The following is a 25,706-nucleotide window of genomic DNA, read 5'->3' as shown; positions in this document are numbered from 1 at the left end:
GTTGATGAATGTGCTGCGGTCATCTCAGGCGCTCTCCGACCCGACCAGGTCGAATCCCTTGTAGCCGGCCTCGGCGACCTCGGCGCAGATGGTGCAGTAGTTGGCGAAACCGCCGATGTACGGCATGAACACGCGTGGCTTGCCGGGAATGTTGGCGCCCATGTACCACGAGTTCGCGGACGGGAACAGGGTGCCTGCGGCCTTCTCGTTGCATTCGGCAACCCAGTCGTCGACCGCCTGTGCGCCGGCTTCGATCGTCCGGGCACCCACCTCGTCGAGGTGATCGAGACAGGCGGAGATCCAGTCCACCTGCTGCTCGGCCATCAGCACCATGTTGGCCAGCACGCTGGGGCTGCCCGCGCCGACCATGAAGAACATGTTCGGGAAGCCGTTGGAGGCGAGCCCGAGGTACGTGCGCGGTCCCGCGGCCCATTCGTCGCGCAGGGTGCGGCCATCGCGCCCGCGGATGTCGATCCGCGACAATGCGCCGGTCATCGCATCGAACCCGGTGGCGAACACGAGCGTGTCCAGCTGGTGGTGACCCTCGCTGGTGCGGATCCCGGTCTCGGTGACCTCGACGATCGGGGTTCGCCGCAGATTGACCAGGGTGACGTTGTCCCGGTTGTAGGTTTCGAAATAGCCGCTGTCCGTGACGATCCGCTTGGTTCCGATCGGATGGTCGGTGGGAATGAGCTGGTCGGCGATCGCGGGGTCGTTCACCATCTCGCGGATCTTCGATTCGACGTACTCACGGGCGGTGTCGTTGGACTCCAGGTTCACGGTCTGATCCGGGAAGGCCTTCGCGAACAGGTATCCGCCCCGCTGCCACCACTCGTCGTACACACGCCGGCGCTCGGCCTCGTCGACCTCCATCGCCCCCTTCGGGTACGGGGTGAACGGGGTGCCGCCTCCGCTGAGTCGGGCCAGCCGACGCCGCTCCGGGTAGGTCGCCTTCACCTCGGCGATCTGCTCCGGGGTGAGCGGCCGGTTGCCCGCCGGGATCGAGTAGTTGGGGCTGCGCTGGTAGACGAAGACATGCGCCGCGTCCTGCGCGATCAGCGGGATGGACTGCATTCCCGACGAACCCGTGCCGATCACCCCGACACGCTTGCCGGTGAAATCGACTTTCTCGTGGGGCCATTCACCGGTGTGGTAGGTCTCGCCGGTGAACGAGTCGCGGCCGGCGATGTCGGGACGGTTCGTCGCCGACAGCACGCCCGTGGCCATGACGCAGTACCGTGCGGTCATCGTCTTCCCGGTGTCGGTGGTGACGGTCCACCGCGCCGACTCCTCGTTCCAGACGGTGGACGTCACCCGGGTCAGGAAGTCGTATGCGCCGCGCAGGTCGAAGCGGTCCGCGACGTGCTCGAGATACGCGAGGATCTCCTCCTGCGTCGCGAATCGCTCCGTCCACGTCCACTCTTGCTGCAGGTTCTCGTCGAACGAGTACGAGTAGTCGATGCTCTCGACATCGCACCGCGCGCCCGGGTAGCGGTTGTGGAACCAGGTGCCGCCGACTCCGGCCGCGGATTCGAAGCCGTGCACGGTCATGCCGCGTTCCCGCAGCTTGTACGCCGCGTACAGTCCGGAGATGCCTGCGCCGATGACGATCGCGTCGACGTCGTGTGTGTCCACTGTGTTCACGTCCTTCTTCATGCGCTCTGGACCGCTTCCCTCTCGGCTTTCGCCTGCCGAGCCCACATCCATTCGTGGCCCCAGTAGCTGTCCGCGGTGATTTCCTCTGCGGTGTAGTACGTTTCGTCGACCAGCTTTCCGCCGGTTCCGTATTCGATGTCCCAGCCGCCGGGCACGCGGACGTAGAAGGAGATCATCTTGTCGTTGGTGTGCCTGCCCAGCGTCGACGACAGCGGGAAGTTCCGTGCCTCGACCTGATCGAGGGCTCGGCCGACGGCGTCGAGGGAGTCCACCTCCACCATCACGTGGATGAGCCCGGGGTCGCGACCCTCCGGCACCGGCATGATCGCCAGGCTGTGGTGGCGCTGATTGACGCCGAGGAACCGGATCCGCTGCGGCGGGGTACCCGGAGGCGTCGGCATCCGGAACGCGCCACGCGGCAGGAATTCGAGCACCTCGGTGTAGAAGCGGTACGAATCGTCGAAGTTCGCGGTCGGCATCACCACGTGACCGAGGCCCTGCGACCCGGTGACGAACGTCTGCCCATAGCGGGTGATCACCGGGCTGTGGTCGAGTGCCGGCCCGAAGAAGAACTCGAGCGGTGTGCCGCCGGGGTCCTTCGTGACCAGGCCGGCCTCGACGCGACGCAACTCGCACACGTCGAACGGCATGGGCGCGTACTCGCAGCCCGCCGCGTCGAGCCGCTGGGCAAGCCGGCGCAGTGCAGCGCCGTCGCGAACCTCCCAGCCGACGGCGGTGACGCGGTCGACGTCACCGTGTTCGACGGTGATCCGCGACGGCCGTTCGTCCATGCGGAAGTGCAGGGCGTCTTCCTCGGGTCCGGTTCCGGGCGCGAAGCCGAGCACGTCGAATCCGAGCTCGCGCCATCGCACCATGTCGGTGGCGTGCACGCGGACGTACCCGAGTCCCTTGATCTCGGTCACTGTGTTCCTTCCTGGACGCCGATGGGGCGTCAGATCATCACGCGCAGAGGGCCGTTCGGGACGTCGATTCCCAATGACGCCATTGCTGATGCGTGGTACGTCGTGCTCGTGACGTGGATGGCGTGGTGCAGTCCGGCGTGCGCGTCGCGCCAGAACCGCTGCAGCGGGTTGTCGACCCGTAGCGCGTTGCCGCCGGAGCGGTCGAAGATCTCGTCAGCGGCGCGGACGGCCCGCCACGCGGACCGCACCTGATTGCGGCGGGACGAGGCCCGGGTTTCGAAGTCCACTTCCCTGCCCGCATCGACGAGATCCCAGATGCGGTCCACGTTCGCGAGCAGCTGCTGGCGCGCCGCATCGATCTCCGCGGCGGCCTCCCCCAGTGCGTGCAGGACGTACGGGTCATCCTTGATCGCGGTGCCGGCTGCGCCGACCCGCCCGCGCTGGTAGTCGACGCCGGCAGCGAGGACGCCCTCGCAGATCCCGATCGTTGCGGACGTGATGCCCAGCGGGAACATCGTCGACCACGGCATCCGGTACAGCGTCTCGGTGACGCCGTATTCCTTGGCCGCGGTCCCGTCGATCACGTCCTGGGACTTCATCACCCGGTAGTCGGGGATGAAGGCGTCCGTGACGACGATGTCCTTGCTGCCGGTGCCGCGCAGACCGACGACGTTCCACGAGTCCTCGACGATCTCGTAGTCGGATCGCGGCAGGATCACGTGCAGCCCGACGGGCGGCATGAGCGGTGTGCCGTCCTCGCCGCCGACCATCGCACCGAGGAAGATCCAGTCGCAGTGGTCGGTACCGGACGAGAACTGCCACCGGCCGGACATCCGGTAGCCGCCGTCGACCGGGGTGGCGATGCCGCCCGGCATGTACGGGGACGCCTGCCACGTGTCGGAGTCGGCGCCGAGCACCTCGTCCTGCACCTTCGGGTCCGCGAACGCGAGCTGCCACGGGTGGACCCCGACGATGCCGCCGACCCATCCCGCGGAACCGTAGAGGCTCGCGGTCTTCATCACGGTCTCGGCGAACTCACGGGGGTGTGCCTCGTAGCCGTCGTACTTCCTACGCTGCAGCAGCCGGATGATGCCGGCCTGCTTGAGGTTCTTGGCCATGTCATCGGTCAGCCGGCCGAGCTCGTCGGAGGCGTCGGCTCCGGCCCGGATCTCGTCGGTCATCGCGACGATGTTGTCGAGCACTTGGTAGCTCATGGTCGTGTCTCCAAAAGGTGTGAGGTGTGGCGAGGGGTTCAGGAACCGGACTGGGCGGGCGCTGCCTCGCGGGCGGTGGTGAGATTCGGGGCGAAGGCACTGCGTCCGGCGGCGAGGTTCTCGTCGACCTCGGCCTGCCAGCTGCCCAGTGCCCGCTCGGTGTCGATCTCGTACTCGAAGCGGTTCACCATCTCGGGCCGGACATCGTCGGCATCGACGTAGAACTGCTCGTACCAGCGACGAAGCTGGTAGACGGGGCCGTCCTCCTCGCAGAGCAGCGGGTTGTCGATGCGGGACTTGTTCTTCCAGATGTGCACGTCCTGCTCGAACCCGATCGCGACACCCTTGGCAACGGCCTGCGCGATCTGATCCGCCTGCTCGTCGGGGAGACCGGCCGGCTTCTCCACCATGACTCCGTACTGCAGCCGGAACGATGTGGGCGTGATCGGGTAGTGGCAGTTGATCAGGTAGATGTTCGGTGCGGATTCAGGGTCGCGTCCACCACTCCACAGCTTGTCGACCATGTAGGAAGGACCGTAATACGTTGCATCCGACTGACTCTCGACGCTGTAATTGGTGGACTGACTCACCCCGACCGCGTCGGCCCGGGGCCTCGACCGCATCAGCTGGGTTGCGGTGTGCCCCTCGAAGACGTTGCGGAAGAAGGTTGGCATCCCGTAGTGCACGTAGAAGAAGTGCGCCATGTCGACGATGTTGTCGACGATCTCTCGGCAGTGGGATCCGGTCACCTCGATCGAGTTCCACACCCAGTCCGTCCATCCCGGGTTCCCATACGTGGGGATTTCGGGAATCGCCAACTCGCCGGACGGCTTGGCGCCCTGCGGGTCGTGCCACACGAACAGTTGCCCGCTCACCACGGAGGTCTGCCAGGCTCGGGTGCGGGCCAGTGGCGGAACGCGGCGTGCGTACGGGATTCCCGAGCACTTGCCGTCCCCCCGCCAGCGCCAGTCGTGGAACGGGCACGCGATCGAGTCGCCCTTCACCGTGCCCTGCGCAAGGTTGCCGCCCATGTGCCTGCAGAATGCGTCGAGGACGTTGAGCTCTCCGTCCTCGCCCGCGAACACCACGAGCCCGGTCCCGAATGCACTGACCTGATGCGGCTTTCCGTCGGCGAAGTCACGCACCAGCCCAAGGCAGTGCCATCCGCGCGCGTAGCGGGTCGGCGGAGTGCCGGTGTCGATGACGCGAATCTGGTCCTCGGTGTCAGTGGAATTCACGGTGTCTCCTGATCGGCTGATCGCGACAACTCACCCGTCGCGCTGTCGCCAGCTTGGCAACGGGAGTTGCCCTGTGACGTCGGTCTCCCGTAGAACGGGAGGGTAGTTCCGCTGCCGCCGTCGTCGTCGGCGGAGAAACACCGCCGAATACGCCCCGACCTGCCGTTTTCGCGCTGGCGGGTGCCACACACAGCGAACGGTCACGGCGTGGATTGATGCATACCGCACACCACAGGTACCGTGATCCACGTCACACCGCACGTGGTGCAAGGAGGATGGGTTGAATACGTCACGCACCGATGGGATCCCGGTTTCCGTCGTTGACCGGGTGTCGCTGGTCCTGGAGGCCCTGAGTGCAGGCCCGATGACGTTGGCCAAGGTCACGGCCCGAACCGGCATTCCCAGGTCGTCGGCGCACCGACTCCTCGAACAGCTCTCGAACGCGGGCTGGCTGGCCCGCTCACCGGAGCAGACCTACGAGCTCGGCGTCAAGGCCTACGAGATGGGGCAGGCCGCGCTCAACCAGAACCGCCTCCTCAACCACGCACGTCCTGTCATGCACGCATTCGCACAGCGCACCGGGTTCACCATCCAACTCGGTGTCGTCGACCGGGGCGACACCGTCTACCTCGCCAAGGTGAACGGACGCACGTCCGGACCTACACCGACCGCGGTCGGACAACGAGTGCCGGCGCATCTGACTGCGGTGGGGAAGGTCATCATGGCCTACTCCGCGGTGTCTCCGGCCCCGTCCCCCCGCGGGCTCGGGGCCGGCGAGGGCAGCCCTCCCACCCGCCCTGCATCGAGCCGGTTCGACGAAGAGATGAACCAGGTTCGTGATCGCGGTGCCGCCTTCGACCGCGGAGAGGCGTTCCCCGGCATCGCTTGCGTGGGTGTGTCGATCGGCCCGGCCGAGCACATGTACGGCAATCTCGCGGGACTGTCCATCTGCGCACCGGTCGGCGCGTTCGACCACCAGAAGATGATCGCGCCGCTGCGCGTGGTGGCCGGCGACATCTGGAACAGGTGCGTCGCGGCCGACCTCGCGACTCACTGACGGAACACAACACCGGCCGGGCACCCGATGGTGCCCGGCCGGCGCCGTGAACGCTCCAACAAAGAACCGACCGAAGGGACCCTTTCCCCAACAGAACTCGTCGTCTGCCCCCGCCAGGAAATCGAAGGGCACTGCAAGACAATTGATTCCAGCCACATTGGCCGATACCGACGACTGCGGCGCGTCGCACGACCGTGCCGGTCAGGCTTCTTTCACGCCGTTGCGCTGTACGAACTCGACGAGATGCCCGTCGGGATCACGGACGGTGCCGATCACCATCCCGTACGCCTCGAGGAGGGTTGGCGGCGTCTCCTCGGTTCCACCGTGTGCGCACGCCGCGGTCATACATGCGACTACGTCGTCGGTGCCCAGGACGATTTTGACCAGTACGTTCCCGTACTCGAGCGGCTCGGGCTCCGCCGGCACCAGAAGTTCGAGTCCGGCGGCGCCTGCCCTGAGGATGGACGCCCTGAACGTGGGCGTCTCGAGGTCACGTTCGTGCGCGAAACCACAGCCATCCACGTAGAACGCGACGGACCGGGCGAGGTCGGACACGCGGACAGCGGTGAGCGACAGCGTGGTTGCCGGCCCGGTACGACCGGACTCCGGCGCGCTCATCGAGTCTGAGACCCACCGTTGAAGTCCATCGTCTGCCCGGTAATGCCTCCGGCCTCGTCCGACGCCAGGTAGGCGCAGAACGCACCGACCTCGATGGCGTCACCGAGCCTGCCGATGGGGATGGTGCGGAGAATCTGTTCGATCATCTCGGGGCTCATCTTCTCCTCGAGGTTCTTCTGATGACCGAGCGCGACGATGTTCGCGGTCACCCCGTACTGCCCGGTCTCCGCGGCGAGGTGGCGAATGAAGCCCTCGATGCCGCTCTTTCCGGTGGCATACATGCTCTGGTTGATGTTCTGCCCGGTGCGCGCGGAGCCGGAGGAGATCTGCACGACGCGCCCCCAGCCCGCGTCGCACATCCCGTCGAGCGCCACCTTGATGCAATTCATCGCCCCGAAGATGTTGAGGTCGATCGGCGCCCGCCACTCCTCGGGGGAGAGCTCGCGGAACGGCTTGATCACGCGGCCCTCGGCGACACCCGCGTTGTTGACGACGATGTCGACGTGCCCGCCGAGTTCGGCCTCGGCCGCGCGCACATGCTCCTCGACGGCGGCGTAGTCGGTGACATCGAAGGCTGCGGCGACCGCGGTGTTGCCCTCCTCGACGAGGGCGGCCGCGACCTTCTCCGCGCGGTCGGGGTGCAGGTCGTTGACGATGACCGACGCACCCTGGCGCGCGAGAACTTTCGCGATTCCTTCGCCGACACTCTGGCCGGCTCCGCTGACCAGCGCGATCCGTCCCGCCAAGCTGAACACAGGTACTCCTTCCCGGCCGCCACCCTGATGCGGCGACTTCTGGTGTGGGCCAGTGCACAGCAGCGCAACCACTTTTGTCAATCATTATTGGATCCAATTTGGGTGCACAATCTGCTACGGTCGGCGCATGACCCAGACCACACCCGACACGGACCTGGGTGCGGCTCCCCCGGAGCCGCCGGTCCTCACGTCCGTCCACGACGGCGTCGCCCGCCTCACCCTCAACAATCCCGGCCGAAAGAACGCCATCACCCTCGCGATGGCCGCCGACATCGAACGGTTCTGCGAGCGTGTGGAATCCGACCTCTCGATCGGCGCGGTCGTGGTCGACGCCAACGGCAGCTACTTCTGCAGCGGCGCCGACACCCGCGACCTGGCCTCCTCCTCGGCGGACCCGGCCTCTCCCGAAGCGGTCGAGCGCACATCCGCCGTCTACGGCGCGTTCGTGCGCATCGGCTCACTGCCCGTACCCACCGTCGCCGTCGTCACCGGCGGCGCCGTGGGCGCCGGACTGAACCTCGCGCTGGCCGCCGACATCATGGTCGTCACGCCGGACACCGTGCTCGACAGCGGCTTCTCCGCCCGCAGCATCCACCCCGGCGGCGGCCACATCTCACTGCTCGGTCGAGCACTCGGCTGGTCCGGTGCCGTCGCGCTCGCAGCATGCGGGCAGTCGCTCACCGGGAGCGAGGCCGTCGCTCGTGGACTCGCACACACCGCGGTCCCGGCCGAGCAGATCCCCGGTGTCGTGGACGGACTCGTCCGCATCCCTGCGGCCGACCCCGAACTGACCCGGCGAATCATGTCCAGTGCGCGCCTGGAACTCGGTCCGCCCGCCGTCAGCTGGGCGTCCGCCCTGGAGATCGAACGCGGCGTGCAGATGTGGTCGATGTCGCGGAAGGGCAAGTCCGCCTGGTCCTCCCGAGGTCCGGCACGATCATGACAACCACCGTGACCCACCCGACGCCCACCGGCTCCGCCGGACTGGACGCCCTTCGAAACGACGTCCGGCGTTTCCTCTCCGACGAACTCGCCGAGGGACGATTCACACCCGAAGCCGACAGTTGGAACGCCGGCTTCGACCCCGGCTTCAGTGCCCGTCTGGCAGCACGCGGCTGGCTCGGCATGACGATCCCCACCGAGTACGGCGGTCACGCCCGCACACCCCTCGAACGTTTCGTCGTCACCGAGGAACTGCTCGCGCACGGAGCACCCGTCGCAGCGCACTGGATCGCCGACCGCCAGATGGCACCGAGCATCCTGGCGCACGGCTCGAATGAGCAGAAGGCGCACTATCTCCCGGGTATCGCCTCCGGCACCACGTTCATCTCGATCGGGATGAGCGAGCCCGACGCCGGCTCCGACCTGGCGTCGGTCCGGACCCGTGCCACTCTCGCCGGCGACACCTGGGTCCTCAGCGGGACCAAGGTGTGGACCACCGGCGCACACATCGCCCACGCGATGGTGGTGCTCGCCCGCACCGACGGCGGACCCCAGGATCGCCAGGAGGGATTGTCACAGTTCCTCGTCGACCTGCCGAATCCCCACATCGAGATCCGTCCGATCCCGAGCCTCGACGGCCAGGCCCACTTCAACGAGGTGATCTTCCACGATGCGCGAGTGCCGGCGACGGCACTGCTCGGCACCCGAGGCAACGGCTGGGCCCAGGTGATGAGCGAACTCGCCTACGAGCGTTCGGGACCCGAACGCTACCTGAGCACCATGCCATTGCTGCGGGCGTGGTCGGCACACCTCGCCGAGGTCGGCGCCACGCCCGACCAGCGTCGCACGCTCGGCACTCTGACGGCCAAGGCCTGGGCGCTGCGCCGCATATCACTGAAGGTGGCGTCCGAACTCACCGCAGGCCGCAAACCGGACGTTCTCGCGGCGATGGTCAAGGACCTCGGGTCCACGTACGAGGGTGACCTGGTCGAGGCGGTGCGCGCCTCCAGCGGAATCGTCGCGCGCCAGAGGGCGGCGGACCCACTCGCCCTGATGCTCGCCCAGAGCGTCCTGCACACACCGGTGTTCACCCTGCGAGGTGGAACCAACGAGATCTTGCGCGGCATCGTGGCCCGCGGATTGGGAATCCGATGAGCGAGATTGCCGCCGAGCTGACCTCGGCCACCACGTCGATCGTCGACCGCATCGGTGTCGACCTCCGGACCCCCGCGTCGGGATGGGACCAGGAGATCTGGGATCAGTTGCAGAGCAGCGGTTTCGCCACCGTCGCGGTGTCGGAGGACGCGGGCGGGGGCGGCGGAGACCTCGCCGACGCCCTCGCGGTGGTGTCGGTCTCCGCACAACGCGGCGCCCTCACCCCGCTGATCGAGCACGGGGTACTCGCGGCGTGGATCGCGGCGGCCGCCGGCCACACCCTCACCTCGTCGGCGGCGACGGCGGGCGTGGCGACGATGGGCAACGTCCGTTCCGATGGTGACCGCCTCGTGCTCGACGGCGCCGTCACCGAGGTTGCCTTCGCAGCGGAGGCCGACACGATCGTGGTGGTCCTTCCTCCCGGCTCCGGAGCCGACGGGTCCACCGTCGCGATCGTGCCGGCGTCCGGTCCCGGTGTCTCCGTCTCGCCGGGGACCGACCTGACGGGCATCTCGCTGGCCGACGTCACCTTCGAGGATGTACCCGTCTCCTTCCACGGTCCTTCAACTCTGACCGTTGACGAGGTCGTCCGGCGCGGCGCCGTCGCCTACGCCGCCGCGCTCGCCGGCGCCGCCCGCTCCGTGCACGACCACACGTTGCGTCATGCGTCCGAACGCATCCAGTTCGGCCGCCCGCTGGCGAAGTTCCAGGCTGTACAGCAACGTCTGGCTCAGCAGGCTGCGCTCACGACAATGACCGAGATCGCGGTGGGCGAAGCCATCGCCTCCGGGGCCCCCGACGCGATCGCGGCCGCGAAGGTCGTCGCATCGGATTCGGCGCACCCGATCGCCGCCGCTGCCCACCAGATCCACGGCGCCATCGGCACGACGTCCGAGCACCGGCTCGGCCGGTTCACCACCTCACTGTGGAGTTGGCGGGACCGTCACGGCTCGGAGCGATTCTGGGCCGATGAACTGGCACGGCGCGTCCTCGACGAGGGTGTGGACGTGTGGGATCTCGTCGTCGGCACCGGCGACACGACCGATGAGAGGAGTTCGCGATGAACGCTCCCACCACGACCGTCGACGGACGCGCGGCCTGGCGCGCGGCCGCCACGAGCACCGGGGTCGGCGCCCTCGCCGGTCTCCGTGTGCTCGACCTCAGCCGCGTCCTCGCCGGCCCGTACACCGCGCAAACCCTCGCCGACCACGGCGCCGAGGTCATCAAGGTCGAGGCACCGTCCGGCGACGAAACCCGCGGCTGGGGGCCGCCTTTCGAGGAGGAGGGGGCCAGCAGCGCCTACTACGGCAGCCTCAACCACAGCAAGGAGAACGTCTGCCTGGACCTGCGCACCGAAGCGGGACGTAACGTGCTGCGGAACCTGCTGGCGGGTGCCGACGTGGTGATCGAGAACTTCAAGGCCGGCACCATGTCCCGCTGGGGCTTCGACTACGACACGGTGCTCGCCGAGGCCAATCCGCGCCTCGTGTACTGCCGTGTCACCGGATTCGGAGTGGACGGCCCGATGGGGGGGCTTCCCGGCTACGACGCCGTCCTGCAGTCCTTCGGCGGGTTGATGAGCGTCAACGGCTACCCCGACGGCAACCCGCTGCGGGTGGGCGTACCGATCGTCGACGTCGTCGCCTCGCACCTCGCGGTGAGCGGCATCCTGCTCGCCCTGGCCGAACGCGGCATCAGCGGACGTGGCCAGCTCGTCGATGTGACGCTCCTCGATGCCGTGATCTCGTTGCTGCATCCGCACGCCGCGAACTGGGCGTCCAGCGGTGCGGTGCCGCGGCGCACCGGCGACTTCCACCCGACCGTCGTGCCGTATCAGGTGTTCGCCGCCCGCGACGGCGACTTCTTCGTCAGCGCCGCCAACGACCGGCAGTTCCGATCGCTGGTCACCGTTCTCGGGGTCCCCGAACTCGCGGACGATCCACGCTTCGTCACCAACGGGGTGCGGTCGGAGCATCGCGACACCCTCGCGGCCCTGCTCAAGGATCTGATCGCGCAGTGGGACCGCCAGGAACTCGCGGGCAAGCTGGAGGCGGCCGGGGTCGCCGCCAGCCCCGTCAACACCGTCGAACAGGCGCTCACCGCACCGCAGACCCGTCACCGCGGCCTGTTCCTGGACACCGTCGACTATCGTGGCGTTGGCGTTCCGATCAAGCTCAGCCGGACGCCCACGCGGACGCCCCGCCGCGCCGTGCCCCGCGGAACCGACACCGAAGAGGTTCTCGGTGCGATGGGATACCGCCCCGACGAGGTCGAGGCCCTGCGGTCGGCAGGGGCATTCGGCGGGGAGTGACGGTTCCGCCGCGGTGCGCCGCCGGCACGAAAAAGGCGGTACTGGGAGGACAGCGGTACGAGGAGGACAGCGGTGAGCCGAGGGACGACAGCGGCGCAGGGCGATTCGGCGCCCGGCACAGCCGGGGTGGTTCGCGGCGCCGACTGGGTGGCAGGCGAGATCGAACGCATGATCGTCACCGGCGACCTGCTGCCCGGTCAACCCGTCCGACAGGAACTGATGGCCGAACGGCTCGGGGTCAGCAGGCTTCCGATCCGAGAGGGTCTGCGCCAGCTCGCGTCACAGGGGCTCGTCGAGCACCGCCGCAACGTCGGCTATGCGGTGGCGCGGCTGGAGCAGTCCGAGTTCGACCAGATCTATCTGATGCGCGGCGCCCTCGAACGCGAGGTGCTCGCGACCCTTCCCCCGTTCGACGAGGACGCACTCGCCGAGATCCGGGACCTCAGCGACCGCGTCACCCTCGCCGCGGAGCGCGGCGACGTCCTCGAGATGCGTCTGGCGAACCACGAGTTCCACTTCGCCGTCTTCGACCGCTCCCCCCTTGCCCTCGTCGTGACGGAGATCCGCCGGCTGTGGAAGCTGGCCATGCCGTATCACGCCGCCTACCTGTTCGACGCCGAAGTGCGGCGGCGGGTGGTGGCAGAACACGAAGCGATGATCGAGGCGCTCGCCGACCACGACAACGAGCGTCTGATCGAGCTCATGAACGAACATCGACGTGGCGGAGAGGCCGGTACGGGCATGTTGCTGCGCAACACGACCCGCAGCGACACCTGACCTGGCCCGCCGTCACGTTCCCCACACCGGATCGGACTCCGGTCGACCGAGGAGAACACGACTTGCCTGCCACAGAACCCACCAACCGCTACACCTCTGTCTGGGACCCGGACGTCGCAGTCGTCGTCAGACGGGTCATCGACGCAGGCGCCCGACCGATGCACGAGATCGGTGTCGAGGGCGCCAGGCGCAACCTCGAGTCGATCGTCCGCCCCGAGGGCCCACAGATGCGGTCCGTCACCGATTGCGGATTCGACGGACCCCATGGCCGGGTGCCGGTGCGCGTCTACCGCCCTCATGCGGCCCCGGACACGCATGCGCCGGCCCTGCTCTGGTTTCACGGCGGCGGCATGATCATGGGCTCGCTGGCTTCCTTCGACCGACTCGCCCGCGACGTCGCGGACGCGACCGGAGCGGTGATCGCGAACGTCGATTACCGTTTGGCCCCCGAGCACACGTACCCAGTTGCCAACGACGAGGCGTACGCGGCGCTGTGCTGGCTTCACGAGCACGCCGGCGAGTTCGGTGTCGACCCAGGGCGAATCGGCGTCGGCGGGGACAGCGCCGGCGGCGGGCTGGCGGCCGCGACCGCCATCCGCGCACGCAACGAGGAGGGGCCGGCGATCGCACAGCAGGTCCTGTTCTATCCGGGCGTGGAACGCCGTTGCGACCGGCCGTCCATGCGGGAGTTCGGGGACAGCCCGTTCCTCACCGCAACCGACATCGACTGGATGAAGGCGCTCTACCTCGGTGACGACCCGAGCGTCGACGACGAGTACGGCACTCCCGCACTCGCCACGTCGCTGACGGGGCTGCCGCCGGCGATCATCGCCGTCGGGTACGCCGACCCCATCCGCGACGGCGTCGAGGAGTACGGGGACCGACTCCGGGATGCCGGGGTGCCGACGGCGCAGTTGCGGTACCCGGGTGTGGGACACGGGTTTGCGATGCAGACCGCGACGATCGCTCGTGCGCGCGCGGCGATGGCGGAGGTGGGCGCTCTGGTGGCCACACGATTCGCGGCCGACGAGCGGGGATAGCGAAGAGACGAGGCGGCACGACCCGGTCCGGGTCGTGCCGCCTCCTTCTTCCCCACCCCTCGCGGAGGTTCACGCACCACGAGGCGATGCGAGCAGTTTCTTCAGCGGAACTCCGTTGTCCGACAGTTCATCCGGTGTGGGACGAGTACCGCGGGCGAGAGCCGTCCGGAGCGCGACGAAGTCTGCCGGCGCATTGACGCACTCCGCGGCGACCAGTGCGCCATCCTCGAAGTACAGGGCGACGCGGCGCTGCGGTTTGTCCGGGTCGGTGCGCACCACGACCTCGGTGTGCGCACCTACCAGCCCGACGATCTGCAGCTTCCACGATCCCTGATCGGACCAGAACCACGGCTGGGGACGGTCCGGAACGTCGTGACCGAGCAGCGTGGCCGCCGCCGCGTTCGCCTGCTCGGTCGCGTTGTCGACCGATTCGAGGCGAACCCGCCCGCCGTCGCGAGTCTCCTGGACCGTGCAGTCGCCGATCGCAATCGTGCGGCCGTCCGAAGCCAGGCAGTGTTCGTCCACGACGACCCCGCGCTCGCACTTCAGGCCGAGTCGGTCGGCCAGTTCCGCGCGTGGCTCGGCCCCCACACCCACGAGGACGGTCGCCGCCGGAATCTCGCGGCCGTCGGCGAGACGGACCGCACGGATCCGGTCGCCGTCGACGACGATCTCGGTGGGCGTGGCGTCGAGGAGCACCTCGACACCCATGTCAGCGTGGGCGGCCAGTAGGAACTCCGCCGTCCCCGCGCCGACCGCCCGCCCCATCAACCTGGGACCGGCCTCGACGACACTGACGTCGGCGCCGAGACCGCGAAGGGTCGCGGCCACCTCGAGACCGACGAAGCCCCCGCCGATCACCACGACCGGCCCGCACCCGACCCGCTCCGCGAGCCGATGAGCGTCGTCGAGTTCGCGAAGCACCAGCACGTCACGGTGATCGGAGCCGGGCATCTCCAGCCGGCGCGCGCGGGCGCCCGTGGCGAGGACCAGCCGGTCGAAACGCCGGGTTTCCCTGGGACCGTCGGCGCGACGCATGTGCAGCAGCACGCCGTCGCCCTCGCGCTCGACCCGTTCGACAACAGTGCCGAGCAGAAGCTCGACACCGTTGTCGGCGTAGTGGTCTGCGGCCCGCAGCACCAACGAACCCGCTGCGGCGTCCCCCTTCAGCCACGCCTTGGACAGCGGTGGCCGCTGATACGGCAGGTGGGGTTCACCGCCGATCAGCGTCAGCGCACCCGCGTAGCCACCGGCGCGCAACCGGTCGGCGAGGTGTACCGCCGCGTGAGAGGCACCGACTACCGCCACGCTGCCGGGCTGTTCTCCGGCACCCCGGCCGTTCTCGTCACGCCTGCTCATCGGGCACTGTCACGTGGACGTCGATGCCGTCGCGGAGGACCAGCTGACACGACAGCCGCGACGTGTCCTCGCGGTCGCTGGCCGTGCAGTCCAGCATGTCGTCCTCGTCCTCCGTCGCAGCGTCGAAGTACTGGTGGTCGTCCGCAGCGAGGTAGACGTGGCAAGTCGCGCACGAGAGTGTGCCGGCGCACTGGCCCACGATCCCGGTCACGCCGTTCGTGACCGCCGCCGACATGACGGAATCACCTACGGCCCCGTCGATCACACGTTCCGAGCCGTCAGGCTGGGTGTAGAAAACCTTCGGCATCTCCGAACTCCTACCAGGTCACCGGGACGTCGACGACCGGCTCGGTGAGAAGGTTCGTGTCGACCGCCGGTTCGCCGGCCAACGTCAGCCCCGGCATTCGCTTGAACAACTCCGCGATGGCCACCTGCATCTCCATGCGCGCCAGCGGCGCACCCAGGCAGTGGTGCAGGCCATAACTCAGCGTCAGGTGCGGGTTCCCCTCGCGCCGCACGTCGAACTTCTCGCCGTCGGTGACCGCGACCCCGTCGTGGTTCACCGACGCCGGATCCACGAGCACGGCCTCACCCTTGGCGATGACGTGCCCGTCGATCTCGACGTCCTCGGTCGCGACGAATGGGACCAGACCGCCCCCGCCGGTGACGCTGTCACCGAACGCCATTCGCCCGTGCCGCAGGATCTCCTCGACCGCGGTCGGGGCGACACCGTCGACGTCCTCGAGCAGGACCTTCAACTGGTCCGGGTTCTTCAACAGCGAGAGCGCCCCGAAGCAGATGAAGTTGGCCGTGTTGTCGAAACCGCCGATGATCAACACCATCGCGATCGGCAGGATCTCCGCGTCGGTGAGGGTGTCGTCCTTGTGCTGCGCGTTCGTGAGGTCGCTGAGGAGGTCCTCCCGGGGGTTCTTCCGCCGCTCGTCGATCAGGGCCATCATGTATCCGACGAGTTCGGTCATGTTGGCCACGACCTCTTCCTCGGGCATGTTCGCCACGGCGAGGGTCGCCGAACTCCACTTCTGGAACTTCGGCCGGTCCTCCGGCGGCACCCCGAGGAGATTTGCCAGCATCTGGATCGGCAGAGCGACGGCATAGTCGTGCACCAGGTTCGCCGGAGCACCCTTGGCCATCATCTCGTCGATCAGGTGGTTTGCGAATTCCACCGCCGACTCCCGCATGGCACGTACACGTTTGGGCGAGATGGACTTCTGCACGAGCTTGCGCAGCTTGGTGTGCTGCGGCGGATCCTCGAACTGCAGCGTCGTCTTGAGGAACTCGGGGAACTCGACGAAGTACGGCACCACACGCTCACCGGTGCGGAACGGTTCGCGCACGAAGCGCGGATCGCCGAGCATCTGCCGTGCGGCGGCGTTGCGGTGGATGACCCAGACGTCACCGCCGAACGGCATTGTCATCTTCGTCATGGGCCGCTCGGCTGCGATGGCGACATACCGTCGGGATGCTTCGTTCACACTCACCGGCCCGAAGGGGTAGGCGGTGTCCACTGTCTCGGTGGTGGTCGTGGAGGTTTCGGTAGAGCTCACGGTACTTCTCCTGGTGGAGTCTTCGAGGTGGGGATGAGCCGATGTCGTGGAGGTTCGGGTCAGGACGACGCCGGAACCTGGGCGGGTGCCACGATCTGCGGGATGGCGTCGGGGGTGATCGCCATGATCTCGTCGAACCGCTCGGCAACCGTCTCGACGGTGAGAGCGGGGTCGTGGATCCCGACGGTGTTGAGGATGGCGAGGCGGTTGACGATGCCTCCCGCGACGTTGAACACCTCACCGGTGACGCTGCACTCCGGGTGGACGAGGTAGGCCGCCACGGGGGCGACGTGCTCCGGGAGCAGCTGGGTGCGCATGTATTCCATGACCTCCGGTGAGAGCGTGTCGGCGGCGGCCTCGGCCATCCGCGTGCCCGCGCCCGGTGCGATGGCGTTGACCTTGATTCCGGCCTCGAGCCCCTCGAGTGCGAGGTTCCGGGTGAATCCGAACAGCGCACCCTTCGATCCGCCGTAGTGCGACATGCCCGGATTGCCGAGCATGGCCTGGGAGATGGTGTTGACCACCCGGCCCGCCGGCGACTTCAGCAGGTGCGGCCAGGCGGCGCGGCACAGCCTGATCGAACCGAAGTAGTGCACATCGAGGTGTCGCTGATACTCCTCGTACGGGACCTCGTCGAATGGCGCGGTGCGGACGATGCCTGCGTTGTTGATCACGGCGTCGAGCTGACCGAACGCGGACAGTGCGGCGTCGACCAGCGCGACGGCTCCGTCCTCGGTGGAGACGTCCGCGGAGCACGCGACGGCCTTGCCGCCGGCGGCAGTGATCGCGTCCACGACCTCGCGGGCAGGGTCGTCACCGTCGACACCGGAGCCGTCGATGGCCGCCCCGAGATCGCCGACGACCACCGCGGCGCCGCGCGAGGCGAGCAGTTCCGCGTGCGCGCGGCCGATACCGCGTCCCGCGCCGGTGACAACAACCACGCGGTCGGTGAAATCCAGTTCTGTCATGTGAGTCTTCCTCGGAAAGTGAAGTGGCCGGTGCAGTGTCAGGGTCGGGTCACGCCGCCACGGTTCGACACGTCGGCAACCCAGATGGTGCCCAGTGCCTCGCGTGCGGACTTGTCGAAGTCGAAAACCTCGACGCCGACGGTCATGTAAAGGGTGGAACGATCAGGGCCGCCGAGCAGGCACGCCGACGCGACACCGTTCTCGATCGGCACCGGGATGGCATCCGTCATGCCCTCCTCGGTGAAGCGGGCCACGTAGCCGCTGCCGGGCATCGCCGCCCAGACGCCACCCTCCTCGTCGAGTCCGATGCCGTCCGGCATGAACGGGCAGGACGCGAAGAGCCGCGGATTCGACAGCGATCCGTCGGCCGCGCGGTCGATCACCGTGATCTTCTGCGCCATCACCTCGGCGGTGTAGACCTTCGTGCCGTCCGCGCTGATCGCGATACCGTTGGCGCACACCAGCGGCCCGACCTCGTCCGCGGTGTGCGCGGTGCCGTCGGGCTCGACGACGATGATGAGAGACGGCACCGGCTCGTCACCGGCGAACAGGTTGAATCCGAGCTGCGTGACGTAGGCGCGGCCGTCCGCGTCGACGACCATGTCGTTGGTCGCGGCGAGCGAGAACTCGGACAGATCGGCGTAGACGGCGAGGTCGTCCGGGCCGTTGCCGCCGTGAACGAGCACCACTTTCTCATGCATCGAGTTGACGATCAGCCGTCCATCCGGGAGCCATCCGAAACCACCGAGGACGATCGGCACCTCGGTGTTCTCCCGACGGGCCGAGGCGTCCACAACGACGGTGGCGTTGCCCTCGTCATCAAGGGTTTTCACGGTCGCGGTGTACATGTCGGAGAACCAGAAGGCGCCGTCGTGCCAGCGAGGGCACTCCGGCCACGAGAAACCCCCGGCGATCCTGCGGGGCTCGACGATGCGCGCGCCCGACTGCGCGACAGCAGCGGCGGTGTCGGCAACTACGTTGGTCATGTGAAGCCTTCCAGTGAGGGCGAGAAGGACACAGTGGTCCTGGGTTGATTCGCCGGGTGACTGGCCCGGATCGAGAGCAGTGAACTGTGTCACAACAACTTTCGCAATGGACGATATGTTCTGCGGTGGGCCGTGGTCGGGGGCCTCCCGCTGAGCGGTCAGCCCGCTGCCGGGAGGTCCGATGCCACACCGAGATAGGCCCGCTCGATCCGGGTCGGATCGTTGCGGAGTGCGGCGGCCGAATCGGTCAGCGCCACACCACCGTGCACCAGCACGGCGGCCCGGTCGGCTGTAGCGAGGGCGAGGTGTACGTGCTGTTCGACGAGCACCACCGCCATCTCCCGCTCGACCGCAAGCCGGCGCAGCACGGCGAGGATCTCGTCGACGATGACGGGCGCCAGGCCCATGCTCAGCTCGTCGATGAGCAGCACCTTCGGCCTCTGCAGGATGGCCCGGCCGATGGCGAGCATCTGCTGCTCGCCGCCCGACAACCGTCCCGCCGCGACGCCCAGCCGCTTCTCCAGAGCAGGGAAATACCCGAGCACCTCGCCGACGGCCCCGGAACGGCGGCGACGGTCCGCAACCGCGAGGCGCAGGTTGTTGGTCACACTCAGTTCCCGGAACAGGGCCCGGTCGTCGGGAACGAGCACCATCCCCGACCGCACCGCGTCGCGGGGTCGACCGCCGACGAGGTCCCGTCCGTCAACGGCGACCCGGCCGTCGAATCGCGGCAGCATCCCCGCCAGCGACAGCAGCAGAGTCGTCTTGCCTGCCCCGTTGGGTCCGAGCAGACAGGTGATCTGCCCCTTCTCCACGTCCAGGTCGATGCCACGAATACAGGGACGCTGCGGGAGATAGCCCGTCGTCAGGCTCCGAATCGTCAGTGCGGTCACGGGTGCGCCTCCTCGTTGGCAGGGACGGTTGCGGCGAGTTCGGGAATCGCCTCGTGGGCCGGATCCACCTCTTCTGCGGGCAGGCCGAGATATGCACTGATCACCCTGGGATCGGACCTGACCTCGTCGGGCGTCCCGCAGCACACCACCCGCCCGAGATCGAGCACGACGACCCGGTCGCAGATCGTGAGCACCAGCTCCATGTCGTGGTCGACCAACAGGATCGAGGTTCCGGCGGTACGCGCATCCCGCAGGCGCTCACCGAGCCACCGACTCTCGGCACTGTCGAGACCGGCGGCAGGCTCGTCGAGCAGTGCGACCTTCGGCGCGGAAACCAGAACGCGGGCGATGGAGACGAGCTGGCGACGACCCTGGGAAAGGGTTGACACCGCAGCGTCCGCGTCATCGGTCAGCCCGACCGTCGCCAGTACTCCCCGCACCCGGCCCGCAACGTCGGAAGCCGAGCCGGACCGTCCCGCACCCACCGTCACGTTCTCGGCAACGGAGAGATCGTCGTAGAGTTCGACGTCCTGGAAGCTGCGCCCGAGCCCCAACCGACTGCGCCGATGCGGGCGCAACCCGCTCACGTCCGTACCGTCGAGGACGACGGTGCCGGTCGACGGCGCGAACCCGGTGATTGCGTCGATCACGGTGGTCTTGCCCGCACCGTTCGGGCCGATCAGCCCGACGATCTCCCCGGGGCGGACGTCGAACGTGACATCCTGTGCCGCCTGCACCGCCCCGTAGGCGACCCCGAGCCCCTGCACGGACAGGAGCGACTCGCCGGGTCCGGCCGAGACAGTCGGCGCGACAACGGTGTTCACGCCGACCGGGGCACGGTTCGATGCCGCGCGCCGGAACGTGGGCAGCGGGATCGAGGGCAGCCTGCCCGCGATGCCGTCGGGGCTGGTCATGACCGTGACGACGAGCAGGATGCCGCTGATGACGGCGTAGTACTCGCCCATGTGCAGGAACCGGTCGACCAGCAGGTAGAGCACACCGCCCGGAGCGATGAGGCCGGCGATGAGCGCTCCGGTGATCGAGGTGATGCCGGCGATGTACATGACCGCGAACAGCGTGATGCCCAGGAACACGGTGAACGGTTCCGGTGTCGCCAGAGTCTGCTGGTAGGCCATCAGTGAGCCGGCGAGACCGGCGAGGAACGCACCGATCGCGAAGGCCGCGAGCTTGGTCCTCGAGACGTTGATCCCCGAGGCCGCCGCCGACCTCTCGTTCGCCCGGACCGCAAGCATGTCGGTGCCGAGACGGCTGCGCCGCAGCCACGCGACCGCGAGGGCCGACGCGAGAAGCACCGCGAGGCACAGCAACCCGAACGCCAGCCGCGGGTACGCCTCCCCGGCTCCGATCCCGAGGTCGAGACCGAACAGCCTCGGGGCATCGACGGGCGCGCCCTGGACGCCCCCGTTCAACTGAGGGTTGCGGAACCAGAACGCCTCCAGGAAGACCGCCAATGCCAGCGTCACCACGGTCAGCGGCAGGCCCCGGACACGCAGCGCCGGAAGCCCGATCACCACCCCGATGACCGTTGCGAACAGGGCACCGATCAGCGGTGCGAAGGGGAAGGGGATGCCGAGGTGGGTGTTCAGCACGCTGATCGAGTAGGCACCGACCCCGGCCAGGGTGAGCTGCGCCAGGGACACCTGCCCGGTGTATCCCGTGACCACCACCTGGGACAGCGCGACGACCGCGAAGATGACGCTGCTGATGATCGCGGCGCGGTAACTACCGCTGGCCAGCAACAGGGCGACAACGGCGGTCGCGACGGCGAGCAGGGTGGGGCCGAGAATGCGATCGGGGCGTGGGGAGCGACCCAGCGCCTGCCGTACGACGCTGCCACGATCGGGCAACGGCCGTCCCTTGACGACGAGGAACACGAGGATGAGCAGGAGCGGGATCGCCTCCGCCATGCCGGCGTGGGGAAACCAGTCGAACGTGGCCTGCAGGTTGATCATCTCGGCCTGCAGCGAACCGATCGCGATGCCGGCGACGACCGTGAGCCAGATCGAGCTGAAGTTGCCGACCAGTGTCGCGGCGAGCGCCGGGACGATGAACATGGAGTAGGCGATGGGATTGAGGGCGACGATCGGCGCGATCAGGATGCCCCCCAACCCGGCGACCACCGAGGAAAGCGCCCAGTTGGCGAAGGCGATCTTGTCCGGGGACAGGCCGGTGAGGTAGGCACCCTTCTCCGATTCCGCGGCCGCCTCCGTGGCGATACCGAATCGCGTGAACCGGAACACGGCGGTCGCGACGAGAGCGATCGCGATGATCGCTGCCGCGAGCCAGATGCGGTCGGTCGGCGCCTGCCGGGCGCCGATGGAGATGCTGTCGAGCGCGAAGATCGGTTCGACGGCCACGATCTCGGTGCCGACGCGCAGGGCGATGAGGGCCTGGAGGACGATCATCAACCCGATCGAGGCGACAGCCTTGGCGACCACCGTCGCATTGCGCAGCGGCCGGAAGATCAACGCGTAGAACAACACTCCGAGGATCGCTGCAATCGCGAGCGATATGGCCATGGCCGGGGCCACCCCAAGAGGTCCACCGAGGTCGACCGTCTTGGGGAGCCCCGGAATCGGGACCATCAGCTCACCCGTGCGCAGCAGCGCGTAGGTGTATGCGGTGTAGAGGGCCACGGCACCCGTGGCGAAATTGACGACACCCGAACTCTTGAATGTCATCACGAGCGCGAGCCCGATGGCGGCGTACACGGCACCGTTGCCGAGGCCGAGCACCAGGTAGGCGAGATGGTCGGTCATGCTTCTTCTTTCAGTCGATCACATGCCTCGAGAGGCGTTGCCGTGCTAGCCGGTGACCGTCAGGTCGACCGGGATGCCCTGCTCGTTGATCTCGCCGATCAACATCTGCCGCGAGCAGATCGACGGCATCATCGGGAAAGCCGTTCCGTTGCAGCTGAAGGTGATTCCGCCGCCCGCGGGCATCTCGACGTTGGTGGCGCTCCGCAGCGCGTCACGAATGGAGGCGGAGTTGACGTCGCCGCTGATACCGGACGTCGCGGCGGCCAGCGCCATCACGGTCTGGTACCCGGTCGACCCGTAGCCGTTCGGGGACAGGTCGGGTGCGTACTCGGCGAAGATCGACCGGAACAGCACCGAGTCGGGGCGGTCGGACAGCGCGTCGGTGGCAGTGATACCGATGTTGCCCTTGACGTTGGCGATTCCGATCGCCTTGACGACGTTCTCGTCGAGGCAGGTCGGAATGAGCACCTTCTTCATCGTCGGCGCGGTGGTCTGGACCGCCTTGAGCACCGAGGTGCAGGTGGCGGCGTCGCCGATGAAGCTCACGCCGTCGGGATCCTTTGCCAGTCCCGCCGTGACGACCGGCGTCGGGTCCGGGGTGCCCAGGGCCACCGGGACGACATCGAGAGCGACACCGAATCCCTGGAAGATCGGCTGACCCATCTGGTCGATCATGGCGGCGATTCCACCTCCGTCGCTGGCGAACATGGTGAACTTCGCCATGCCCTCCTGCTTGGCCGCGGTCGCGGCCGCCGTCAACGTGCCGGGCAGGCCCGCGGAGAGGGAGGCAACGTCGGGTGAGGTCAGCTCGATCGGCGCGACGCCGTTGAGGGTGACGTACGGGATGCCCGCACCGAGCACGATCGGCACGATCACCGGTCCTTGCGACGTGCCCGGGGACAGCACCGCGGACACCTTCTGCTCGACGAACTGATTCGCACAGGCGCTCGCCGAGGTCGGCTCCTCCTGCTGCTTGCACACCACCAGGTCGATCGGCCGGCCGGCCAGCCCGCCGCCGTTCTTGTTGAGGTACTCGACCGCGGCCTCGGCGCCCTCTCGCATGTCGGGAATGGACACCGCGGCGCCACCCTCGGTCGACACGAAGCCGATCTTCACCGCATCACCGCTCGCGGGATTGCTCGGCAGAGCGGAGGTCGACGCGCCCGCGACACCGACGTCAGCCGTCTCCTCGTCGGCACATGCGGTACCGAGCAGTCCGACAAGCAGCAGCGCACTCGCGCCGGCAACAGCGCGCACGCGCCGTCCTCGACTGACTGGGTTCATTACGTGGACTCCTTCACAGGGTGGTGACGGCACCGGGGGGCGTGGCGCTGGACACCTTCAGCCACCAGCAGTGATGCACGTCACTCTTTGAATTGTGAGCGGTGATTATCAGGACATCGGACGCACACGTGGCGCACCCCCTCCCGCTGAACGGGAGGCCCATATGACCGCCTCTACGTCTGCCGAACCCCGACGCGACGCACGCCGCGAACGGTTGCAGCCAGCAACGAAATTGGGCACACAGCGACCGTCGCAGCGAGCCTCCCGACCAGCGGGAGACCACCAACCCACGTGCGCCGGCGACGACTATCGTCCAGCGGCTATCAACTCACGAATCACACCCGCGCTGCATCGCGATACGCAGGACTCCACTCCCCCGCACCCAGCCCCAGGCACAGCGCATACCGCCGCAGCAGGAACGAAACAGATTTCAGATCAACGTGATTCACGCCCTCGAACCGTGACCGGCATGCTCTGCGCCACAGATCCACACAACCGACGAAGGGACACACCATGCCCGAAGCGACACCGATACACCCGATTCGCCGCGATCTCATCACCGAATGGGCGTACGAGGCGGACGTCGTCGTCGCCGGTTTCGGTGTCGCCGGGGCGGCCGCCGCGGTCGGTGCCGCGCAGGCGGGTGCCGAGGTACTGGTGCTCGAGCGCACCGGTGGCTGGGGCGGCGCGGCCGCGATGTCGGGCGGTTTCATCTACCTGGGTGGCGGCACTCCGCTGCAGAAGGCGTGCGGGTTCGAGGACACCGTCGACAACATGAAGGCGTTCATGAAGGCAGCGCTCGGCCCGGGCACCGACGAGGCGAAGATCGACGCCTACTGCGAGGGCAGCGTCGACCACTATCACTGGCTCGTCGACGAGTGCGGCGTGCCGTTCAAGGAGAGCTTCTGGGGCGAGCCGGGCTGGGAGCCGCCGGGCGACGAGGGCCTGATGTACAGCGGCGGCGAGAACGCGGCCCCGTTCAACGCCACCATCCCGCCGGCACCGCGCGGTCACGTCCCGCAGATGCAGGACAAGCACCTCGGTTCGGAGAAGGGCGGCGGCTACATGCTGATGAAGCCGCTCACCGACAAGGCCGCCGAACTCGGCGTGCGCTCCGAATACGACATGCGGGTGCAGGCGCTGGTCATCGAGGACAATCCCGCCGACGCCGAGGACGATGCCGCCGACCCCGAGGCTTCACCCAAGGGTGGCGGCGTCCGCGTCGTCGGTGTCATCGCGAAGCAGTACGGCAAGGACGTTGCAATCCGCGCCCGCAAGGGCGTCGTCCTCGCGACCGGCAGCTTCGCCTACAACGACCGGATGGTCGAGTCCTACGCGCCGCGGCTGGTCGGTCGCCCGGCCGCGTCGATCGAGGAGCACGACGGTCGCGCGATCCGGATGGCGCAGGCGATCGGCGCCGATCTCGCGCACATGGACGCCACCGAGGTCGCGTTCTTCTGCAACCCGCAGCTGTTCGTCCGCGGCATCCTGGTCAACGGGCGCGGTCAGCGCTACATCAACGAGGACACCTATCCCGGACGGGTCGGGCAGGCCACGCTGATCGAAAACCAGAACCAGGCGTTCCTGGTCATCGACGAGGAGTCGTACGAGGCAGGCTTGGCCGCTCCGAGTTCCAGCCCACGCACCCATGCTCGACCGACCTGGGTGTGCGAATCCGTCGAGGAGCTCGAGGCCGAGATGGGTCTGCCCGCCGGGTCGCTGCAGGCCACCGTCGAGGTGTACAACCGGCACGCCGCCAACGGGGAGGACCCGCTGCTCGGGAAGAAGCCGGAGTGGGTCAAGCCGATCGGCTCCCCGATCGCCGCGATCGACCTGCGCGGCATGACCGGCGGGTTCACCCTCGGCGGCCTGCGCACCAGCGTCGACTCCGAGGTGCTGCACGTCTCCGGGCAGCCGATTCCGGGCCTGTTCGCGGCCGGTCGCTGCACGTCCGGCGTCTGCGCCGGTGGCTACGCGAGCGGCGCCTCCCTCGGTGACGGCAGCTTCTTCGGACGCCGGGCCGGACAGAGCGCGGCCGACGCCTGACGCCGGCGCGAGATCCACGTGCCGCCCACGACCGTTGTCGGTCGCGGGCGGCACGCAGGGTGATGGGGTTGTCAGCCGGACACAGACGTCGGGACCGAGTCGGGATAGACCTGTTCGAACCATCCGCGCTGAGCGGCAT

Annotated in this window: 22 protein-coding genes; 8 read left to right on the top strand and 14 right to left on the bottom strand. The window is 68.0% G+C overall.

The window, feature by feature from the left end; translation table 11 throughout:
- Window positions 1-24: 24 nt before the first annotated feature.
- From ACWDUM_RS14465 to ACWDUM_RS14450, 4 genes are read right to left on the bottom strand one after another with little or no spacing between them, the layout of a single operon-like run.
- A complete protein-coding gene (locus ACWDUM_RS14465; RefSeq protein ID WP_450134490.1) occupies window positions 25-1,656 on the bottom strand; it encodes a flavin-containing monooxygenase in 1,632 nt (543 codons plus the stop codon).
- Entirely contained in the window at window positions 1,653-2,579 is a 927-nt protein-coding gene (locus tag ACWDUM_RS14460) for a VOC family protein (protein ID WP_450134489.1), read from the bottom strand. Before ACWDUM_RS14460 ends, ACWDUM_RS14465 begins: the two co-directional genes overlap by 4 nt.
- A 29-nt stretch (window positions 2,580-2,608) precedes the next feature.
- A complete protein-coding gene (locus ACWDUM_RS14455; RefSeq protein WP_450116440.1) occupies window positions 2,609-3,793 on the bottom strand; it encodes an acyl-CoA dehydrogenase family protein in 1,185 nt (394 codons plus the stop codon).
- 38 nt (window positions 3,794-3,831) lie between these two features.
- Window positions 3,832-5,031: a Rieske 2Fe-2S domain-containing protein gene (locus ACWDUM_RS14450; RefSeq protein WP_450134488.1), complete on the bottom strand. Its 1,200-nt coding sequence runs from the start codon at window positions 5,029-5,031 to the stop codon at window positions 3,832-3,834.
- 280 nt (window positions 5,032-5,311) lie between these two features.
- On the opposite strand from ACWDUM_RS14450, the gene ACWDUM_RS14445 reads away from it, so the two are divergent.
- Window positions 5,312-6,088 (top strand): IclR family transcriptional regulator, encoded by a 777-nt coding sequence (locus ACWDUM_RS14445; protein ID WP_450116438.1) that lies wholly within the window; start codon window positions 5,312-5,314, stop codon window positions 6,086-6,088.
- Between the two features lie 201 nt (window positions 6,089-6,289).
- Here the strand turns inward: ACWDUM_RS14445 and ACWDUM_RS14440 are convergent, their stop codons facing one another.
- Both ACWDUM_RS14440 and ACWDUM_RS14435 read right to left on the bottom strand, forming a co-directional pair.
- Window positions 6,290-6,706, bottom strand: a complete 417-nt coding sequence (locus ACWDUM_RS14440) for a VOC family protein (RefSeq protein WP_450116437.1) — start codon at window positions 6,704-6,706, stop codon at window positions 6,290-6,292.
- Window positions 6,703-7,461 carry an SDR family NAD(P)-dependent oxidoreductase gene (locus ACWDUM_RS14435; RefSeq protein WP_450116436.1) on the bottom strand — a complete coding sequence of 253 codons (759 nt, stop codon included), beginning with the start codon at window positions 7,459-7,461 and terminating at the stop codon, window positions 6,703-6,705. The genes ACWDUM_RS14440 and ACWDUM_RS14435 overlap by 4 nt, the downstream gene beginning before the upstream one ends.
- A 127-nt stretch (window positions 7,462-7,588) precedes the next feature.
- Here ACWDUM_RS14435 and ACWDUM_RS14430 point away from each other — a divergent pair, with 127 nt between their 5' ends.
- The 6 genes from ACWDUM_RS14430 to ACWDUM_RS14405 all read left to right on the top strand — a co-directional run bounded on the left by ACWDUM_RS14430 (window position 7,589) and on the right by ACWDUM_RS14405 (window position 13,686).
- Window positions 7,589-8,404 carry an enoyl-CoA hydratase/isomerase family protein gene (locus ACWDUM_RS14430; RefSeq protein WP_450116435.1) on the top strand — a complete coding sequence of 272 codons (816 nt, stop codon included), beginning with the start codon at window positions 7,589-7,591 and terminating at the stop codon, window positions 8,402-8,404.
- Window positions 8,401-9,558 carry an acyl-CoA dehydrogenase family protein gene (locus ACWDUM_RS14425; protein ID WP_450134487.1) on the top strand — a complete coding sequence of 386 codons (1,158 nt, stop codon included), beginning with the start codon at window positions 8,401-8,403 and terminating at the stop codon, window positions 9,556-9,558. The genes ACWDUM_RS14430 and ACWDUM_RS14425 overlap by 4 nt, the downstream gene beginning before the upstream one ends.
- Window positions 9,555-10,622, top strand: a complete 1,068-nt coding sequence (locus ACWDUM_RS14420; protein ID WP_450134486.1) for an acyl-CoA dehydrogenase family protein — start codon at window positions 9,555-9,557, stop codon at window positions 10,620-10,622. The genes ACWDUM_RS14425 and ACWDUM_RS14420 overlap by 4 nt, the downstream gene beginning before the upstream one ends.
- Window positions 10,619-11,869 carry a CaiB/BaiF CoA transferase family protein gene (locus ACWDUM_RS14415; protein ID WP_450134485.1) on the top strand — a complete coding sequence of 417 codons (1,251 nt, stop codon included), beginning with the start codon at window positions 10,619-10,621 and terminating at the stop codon, window positions 11,867-11,869. The genes ACWDUM_RS14420 and ACWDUM_RS14415 overlap by 4 nt, the downstream gene beginning before the upstream one ends.
- A gap of 72 nt (window positions 11,870-11,941) precedes the next feature.
- Window positions 11,942-12,646, top strand: coding sequence for a GntR family transcriptional regulator (locus tag ACWDUM_RS14410; RefSeq protein WP_450134484.1), 705 nt, complete (start codon window positions 11,942-11,944; stop codon window positions 12,644-12,646).
- A 62-nt stretch (window positions 12,647-12,708) separates the two neighbouring features.
- Window positions 12,709-13,686 (top strand): alpha/beta hydrolase, encoded by a 978-nt coding sequence (locus ACWDUM_RS14405; protein WP_450134483.1) that lies wholly within the window; start codon window positions 12,709-12,711, stop codon window positions 13,684-13,686.
- Between the two features lie 69 nt (window positions 13,687-13,755).
- Here the strand turns inward: ACWDUM_RS14405 and ACWDUM_RS14400 are convergent, their stop codons facing one another.
- The 8 genes from ACWDUM_RS14400 to ACWDUM_RS14365 all read right to left on the bottom strand — a co-directional run bounded on the left by ACWDUM_RS14400 (window position 13,756) and on the right by ACWDUM_RS14365 (window position 23,521).
- Window positions 13,756-15,045, bottom strand: a complete 1,290-nt coding sequence (locus ACWDUM_RS14400) for an NAD(P)/FAD-dependent oxidoreductase (protein WP_450134482.1) — start codon at window positions 15,043-15,045, stop codon at window positions 13,756-13,758.
- The gene (locus tag ACWDUM_RS14395) at window positions 15,032-15,352 is read right to left on the bottom strand and encodes a 2Fe-2S iron-sulfur cluster-binding protein (RefSeq protein WP_450134481.1); all 321 of its coding nucleotides are present in this window, start codon (window positions 15,350-15,352) and stop codon (window positions 15,032-15,034) included. Before ACWDUM_RS14395 ends, ACWDUM_RS14400 begins: the two co-directional genes overlap by 14 nt.
- 10 nt (window positions 15,353-15,362) lie before the next feature.
- Complete coding sequence (locus ACWDUM_RS14390; RefSeq protein WP_450134480.1) at window positions 15,363-16,490, bottom strand: cytochrome P450; 1,128 nt, start codon at window positions 16,488-16,490, stop codon at window positions 15,363-15,365.
- Between the two features lie 179 nt (window positions 16,491-16,669).
- Complete coding sequence (locus ACWDUM_RS14385; RefSeq protein ID WP_450117191.1) at window positions 16,670-17,578, bottom strand: SDR family NAD(P)-dependent oxidoreductase; 909 nt, start codon at window positions 17,576-17,578, stop codon at window positions 16,670-16,672.
- A gap of 38 nt (window positions 17,579-17,616) precedes the next feature.
- Window positions 17,617-18,564 carry an SMP-30/gluconolactonase/LRE family protein gene (locus ACWDUM_RS14380; protein ID WP_450134479.1) on the bottom strand — a complete coding sequence of 316 codons (948 nt, stop codon included), beginning with the start codon at window positions 18,562-18,564 and terminating at the stop codon, window positions 17,617-17,619.
- Between the two features lie 158 nt (window positions 18,565-18,722).
- Complete coding sequence (locus ACWDUM_RS14375; protein ID WP_450134478.1) at window positions 18,723-19,457, bottom strand: ABC transporter ATP-binding protein; 735 nt, start codon at window positions 19,455-19,457, stop codon at window positions 18,723-18,725.
- Entirely contained in the window at window positions 19,454-22,237 is a 2,784-nt protein-coding gene (locus tag ACWDUM_RS14370) for an ABC transporter permease subunit (protein WP_450134477.1), read from the bottom strand. Before ACWDUM_RS14370 ends, ACWDUM_RS14375 begins: the two co-directional genes overlap by 4 nt.
- 45 nt (window positions 22,238-22,282) lie before the next feature.
- Window positions 22,283-23,521, bottom strand: coding sequence for an ABC transporter substrate-binding protein (locus ACWDUM_RS14365; RefSeq protein WP_450134476.1), 1,239 nt, complete (start codon window positions 23,519-23,521; stop codon window positions 22,283-22,285).
- A gap of 513 nt (window positions 23,522-24,034) precedes the next feature.
- Between ACWDUM_RS14365 and ACWDUM_RS14360 the strand changes: the two genes are divergently transcribed.
- Complete coding sequence (locus tag ACWDUM_RS14360) at window positions 24,035-25,567, top strand: FAD-dependent oxidoreductase (RefSeq protein WP_450134475.1); 1,533 nt, start codon at window positions 24,035-24,037, stop codon at window positions 25,565-25,567.
- Window positions 25,568-25,706 lie beyond the last annotated feature (139 nt).

The organism is Rhodococcus sp. NPDC003322, assembly GCF_053589555.1.
The sequence above is the reverse complement of the archived record's forward strand: the minus strand, read 5'-3'. Positions and strand labels throughout refer to the sequence as shown.